We start from the raw sequence: 6,104 nt of genomic DNA, 5'->3' as shown, positions 1-6,104 counted from the left end.
GATCGGCGCAAGCGGCGCACAGGCTTTCGTGCCAACGCAACGCCACCCCGAACACGGGCTCCCGCGCCGCCCTCTACCGACCGGCGACCGCGATTTCGTTACCGGACCGAGACCGGCATTCCGCAAGATGGAGGAAATTTCAACGATGTTCGCGCCCAGTTTACGATGGGTCGCTGCCTGGCTATTTGCGCTGGGCTGCGCCTGTCTGCCCTGCCCGCCGTCGATGGCCGACGCCAACTCGGCAACGGCTGAAGCGGTGTCGGCGCCCAGCTCGCCATCGTTCGACGCCGCATGGGGCGGCGCCCGCTCCGGCCCGCCGGCGCGAAGCGGGGCGCGGGTGGCGATCGTCTGCGAAGACTTGCGCAACGGCGGTGTCCTCGGCGTCACCCGAGGTATCCGCGAAGCAGCGGCTGAAATCGGCTGGCAAACCAAGCTTTACGACGCCGGCGGCAACCCCGCCGGCCGCGGCCGCGCATTGACAGCCGCGTTGGCCCAGCAGCCGGACGGCCTGATCGTGGTCGGCACCGACGCCCGCGCCATTGGCCCCGGACTGGCGCCATTCGCCGAGCGCGGCATCCCCATCGTCGGCTGGCACGTCGATCTCAAGGCCGGCGCGCTCGCCGCAGGCCCTATCGCGATGAACGTGTCCACCGACCCGCTGGAAGTCGCCCGCGTGACCGCCACCGCCGCCGTCTCGGACGCGCGCGGCGCCGGTATCGTGATCGTCACCGACAGCAATTTCGACATCGCCCTGGCCAAGGCCGAGGCGATGGCCATCGTCGTGCGGCGCTGCGCCGAATGCAAGTTGCTGGAAATCCGAGACATCGCGATTTCCAAGGCGGCCGAAGCGATGCCGAAAATCACCCGCGAATGGTTGGCCCGCCACGGCGTGGGTCTGACTCATCTGTTGGCGATCAACGATATTTACTTCGACTACGCGGTGCCGGAACTCACCCAGGCCGGGCGGGCCAGCGCCAGCATCGCGCTGTTGTCCGCCGGCGACGGCAGCCCCGCTGCCTTTCTGCGCATACGCGCGGGCGCCTTTCAAACCGCCACCGCCGCCGAGCCGCTGAATTTGCAGGGGTGGCAGTTGATCGACGAACTAAATCGGCTGATGGCCGACCAACCGGTCACCGGCTACGTGGTTCCGGTGCATCTGGTCACGGCCGCGAATATCGCGTCGGAAGGCGCGCCCGACCTGCTGTATGATCCGGACAATGGTTACCGGGACATTTTTCGGCGGATTTGGAAACCTTGAAGCCAATATGAGCCTGTCACGCCGCTATCTGCCCCGAACCCTGCGCCGCCAATTTCTGTTCACCCTGGGCGCGCTGGCGGCCTTAATCCTGGCCGGCGGCCTGACCGCGGTCCATGCCTTGCGCGGTTCGGCGGCCACGGTTGCCTGGCTGGCCGAGGAGCGTTTGGAGAGTCTGCGGCAGGCGCAGCAGATGGTCGATCAAACCTTGCAGATCGAACGCGCCTCTTATCAATTGGCAAAGACCGACGAGCTCGCCCCAATGCGGACAAGCTACGCCGAGATCGCCAAGCGCATGGAAAGCTTCGATGCGTTGGTGGACAAGCTGGCCGCCGGCGGCGAGGACGCCGCCTTGCTGGATTTACGCCAAGCCAGCCAACTGTTTCGCAATACCGCGAACGTCATTGCCCAATTGCGGGAAAGCCGCGTGCGCGAATCCGCGGAACCAAAACCCGGCGAGGCGGGTAGCAGCGCGGCGCGCCTTCGCGTGGAGCGGGAATTCGACGAGGAACTCCGCCGCCAGGCCAATGCGATGGTGGACGCCGCGCGCGCCCTGAACGATCAATATACCGAAGCCTACCGCGACAGCGTGCGCGGACTATTGCAAACCGCCCGCGATAACGAGCATTGGGTGGAGTTACTACTAGCCGGCGGCTTGCTGTTGGCCTGGGTCATCGCCCAAGTTTTTCTGGGCCGGCACGTGCTGACTCGCTTGCAACACATCAGCCGCCAATTGCGCGAAGACCATCCCGGCGGCGACACCAACGGCTGGCCGAACTCCAACCTCGACGAACTGGACGAGATGGCCCAGGCCGTGGCGCAATTTCGCGAGGATCGGCGGCAACTGGCGCTACGCACCGAGGAATTGGCCCACGCCCGCGACGCGGCCGAAGCCGCCAACCGGGCCAAGAGCGCGTTTCTGGCCAATATGAGCCACGAACTACGCACGCCGCTAAGCGCGATCATGGGCTTTTCCAGCATGTTGCGCGACGATCCCGAACTGACCGAAAGCCAGCGCGAAAGTCTGGATATCATCAATCGCAGCGGCGAGCACCTGCTCGACTTAATCAACGACGTGCTGGAAATCGCCAAGATCGAGGCTGGCCAACTCAAATTGGCGGTGGCGCCGTTCGACCTGGGCGGCCTGGTCAGGGACGTCACCGATCTGATGCAAATCCGCGCGTCGGCCAAGGGACTAACCCTAGGCGTCGATCAATCCTCCGAGTTTCCCCGCTTCGTCAAGGCCGACCAGGCGCGGCTTCGCCAAATCCTGGTCAATCTGATCGGCAACGCGCTCAAATTCACCCAATCGGGCGGGGTCACGGTCAGGTTGACGACGCTGGAAAACCACCGCCAGCACTTGCTGATGACGGTCGAAGACACCGGACCCGGCATCGCCCCGGAGGATCAACAACGTTTGTTCGAGCCCTTTGTGCAGTTGACGGACAACGGTGAACAAAAAGGTAGCGGGCTTGGATTGGCGATTACCCGACAATTCGTCGAATTGATGGGCGGCCGAATCTCGGTGAACAGTACCCCCGGCAAGGGCTCGCTGTTTTCGGTCGACGTACCGGTGGAACTGGCGGCCGGCGACGAGTTTTCGGTAAGCCCTAGCCCCAAGTCGGGAATGTCGGTGCGCCTCGCTCCGGGTCAACCGGCATATCGCATCCTGATCGTCGACGACCAGATCGAAAACCAGCGTCTGCTCCGGCAATTGATGAAGCGCCTGGGACTGGAACCCCGGATAGCCGACAACGGCCAACAATGTCTGGAACTCTGCCGGGACTGGCAGCCGGACTTGATTTGGATGGACAAACGCATGCCGCTACTCGACGGCGTGGAGGCGACCCGGCAAATCCGCCGACTGCCGGGCGGCGACCGGATCAAGATTGTCGCCGTTACCGCTTCGGCCTTCCGGGAAGAGCAGCAGGAAATGCTGGACGCCGGCATGGACGACTTCATTCCCAAGCCTTATCGCTTCCAGGAAATCTACGATTGCTTGGCCAGGCACTTGGGTGTCGAGTTCGTTGCGGACCAACTCCCGGCTAGCGTCGAGCTTCCCGCCAACGCGCCGGTCGCGGACTTGCTGGCCGATTTGCCGGCGCCGTTACGACTCGCGTTGCGACATGCGCTGGAGACCCTGGACGCCTCCCAGGTAGCGGCGGCAATCCGCCAAATCGGCGTCGGCAATGCCGAGCTGGCGGATCGGCTGTCCGCGTTGGCGGCGAATTTCGACTATCCGGGCATATTGAAACTGCTGGACGCGACAAATCCTCGCTGACCGAAGCGGCGGCGCGGCCTTCGCGCCAATCCCCACGCCAACGCGGCGCGCGCTTCCCTGAAAGGCCGCTCGTTTTCGATCTATCGGCTATTCTTAATGACCGAGCGAAAGCGGCATGGCACCGCTGAAAGTCCGTACGCGGTTCAACGAATTTTCCGGGGGCTCCGAATGAACGCAGGTAAGCCTAACGCCAACTTTTCGGCAATCGCCGGTTTCGCGCTGGCGCTGAGCCTCTGGCGCTTGCCGGCGAATGCGAGCACTGACCAAGCCGACGCCAAGGCTTTCCCGGCCGCGAATCAGACCGGCGACACCGCATCGGTTTTCAATCTCACCGGGCAAAACCCAAGCGTATCTTGGGCCAATACCGACGGCTCAACCCGCTCGTTGAAGGACGTCGCGGACATGGACATCGACGAACTGGTTAAGGTCAAGGTTTCGCCGTTCGAAGTCTCCAGCCAGCTCGATAGCGGTTACCGGGCCTCCAATTCAGTATCCGGCTCGCGTTTCGACGCGCCGATTCGCGAATTGCCTTTCGCGATCCAAAGTTTCACCGAAGCTTTCATCCAGGACCAACGGCCTCGCGAGATATTCGACATCGCGCGCTACTCGCCTGGCGTCACTTATCGCAGCAACGATTTCAACGAAGGCAACGCCAATCTGGCGATACGCGGTTTTACCGTCGGCTCGCTGGCCGGCGGCAATATTCAAACCTTGCGGGACGGCGTACATGGGCCGTCGATTCTGGATTTCACGAATGTGTCGCGGCTGGAAGTGGTCAAGGGACCTGCCTCGTTTCTATACGGGCAAGTCGCGCCGGGCGGAATTGTCAACGTCATCACCAAATCGCCTCGGCGCCAATTCGCGGCGACCGCCGCCGCCCGCTACGGTTCCTACGGCCAATACCGCTTCGAAACCGACGTGACCGGGCCGGCCTCGAAAACCCTGTTCTACCGAATGGCGGCCTCCTACGACCAAGACCTGCATTATTGGGAGCCTTACGACGCCCACTCCTGGAATATTTCGCCGTCCGTGCTTTGGCAGCCTAACGACCGCTTCAGCCTATCGCTGAAGTACGAACAGTTCGAAAAAATCGAAGCGCCGCAGCTAATGCAGAAACCCGGCTATAACACCTGGGCCGGCACAGTGCCCGGCGCAACCGATCCCAACCGGTCCGGCGTCGATGTGCCGGGCCTGCCGGACACCTGGAACAGCATGGCCTACAGCGATTATCGCCACAGCGATACCCATAATTTCAGCACTTGGTTGGACTTCAAAGCCAACGAACACTGGAATTTACGGGCCGGCTATTCCCATTTGGAATACGACGTGGATGCGCTGGCCACCGGCAATTTCGGCATGGCGAACAACACCACGACGCTGCAAGGCCGGCGGGTCCGCCATCAGGTTTACGGCAACCGCGACGACACGATAGAACTGCAAGGCGTCGGCCGATACGATTTGGGCTTCGCCAGTCTGCGCCTGTTGTTGGGCGGACAATACGTGGACCGCAATTTTCACCGTTGGGCCGGTCAGGCGCCCAACGATCCAAGCCTGGGCGGGACGCCAATCGCGTCGCCGCTGCCGTTATGGGATTTGAGCAATCCCGCGACCTGGAATCGCAACACCTCGATAGCGCTATCGCAATTGACCGCCTCCCGCTCCGCTCAAAACCTCAACGCGGTGGATAAGTCGGTTTACGGCGGCTCGACCTTCGGATTTTTCGCGGACCGCTTGCTGGTCTTGACCGGCTGGCGTTGGACCGAGACCGAAAGCCAGCTGACCGACGTTTTGAACCAACGCTCGCAACCGCAAATCAGCGTCGGTCGGATCACGCCGCAATACGGGCTCTTGTACCAATTGACGCCGGAGTGGTCCTGGTTCGCCAGCTATGCCGAATCCTTCGTCCCCGGCACATTTCCAATCAACCGTCTCGACGGCGGTTCGTCCATTCCGGACCCGAGCGAAGGCCGGGGCTACGATGTCGGCCTGAAAGCGGAGTGGTTGGACGGCCGCCTGTCCAGCACGTTGAGCTATTTCGACATCGAAAATAAAAACATCGTCAACGACTTGGCCGTCACCGACACTAACGGCGTCGTGACCATCTACGGCGTACAGACCGGAAAGCAACGTTCGCGCGGTATCGAATGGGATGCCACCGCCCAATTGACCGAGCAATGGCAGCTTTATCTGTCCTACACCTATATGGATGCCAAGATCACCGAGTTTACCGGCCGGGACGATGCCATCCTGGCCCGGAACCCCGACACATTGGACGCCACCGGCCGCGCGTACTACAAAAATGCGCTGCGCTTTCACAATGCGCCGTTACAAATGAGCGCGCCGCACCTTGCCAACCTATGGACACGCTATGACTTCAAAGCCGACGCTTGGCGCGGCTTACATATCGGCGGCGGCTTCAATTTGGTTTACGATCAGACCCTATTGGCCGATACTCCAAACTCGGACCGTCAAACTTATCTGCTGCTGAATGCATTGATCGGCTATCAATGGCGAATCGGCCCACACCAACTAAGCGTGGATTTCATGGGCAAAAACCTGCTCGACGAG

General features: G+C 61.9%; 3 protein-coding genes. All 3 read left to right on the top strand.

Going from position 1 to position 6,104, the window contains the following annotated elements:
• A partial coding sequence (locus AC3B8H_RS17380) for a substrate-binding domain-containing protein (protein WP_488442805.1) occupies positions 1–1,258 on the top strand: 1,258 nt, incomplete at its 5' end.
• 7 nt (positions 1,259–1,265) lie between these two features.
• On the top strand, positions 1,266–3,536 hold the full coding sequence (locus AC3B8H_RS17375) for an ATP-binding protein (protein ID WP_488442804.1): 2,271 nt from the start codon (positions 1,266–1,268) through the stop codon (positions 3,534–3,536).
• A 168-nt stretch (positions 3,537–3,704) separates the two neighbouring features.
• Positions 3,705–6,104, top strand: a 2,400-nt coding sequence (locus AC3B8H_RS17370; RefSeq protein ID WP_488442803.1) for a TonB-dependent siderophore receptor, incomplete at its 3' end; no start/stop codon positions are given.

The sequence above is a fragment of the Methylomonas sp. BG-2 genome (genome assembly GCF_057766305.1).
This window is presented reverse-complemented; position numbering and strand designations above follow the sequence as displayed.

Coding starts and splice junctions, on each gene's coding strand:
- AC3B8H_RS17375 (WP_488442804.1), top strand. CDS start 1,266: ATGAGCCTGTCACGCCGCTATCTGCCCCGAACCCTGCGCCGCCAATTT.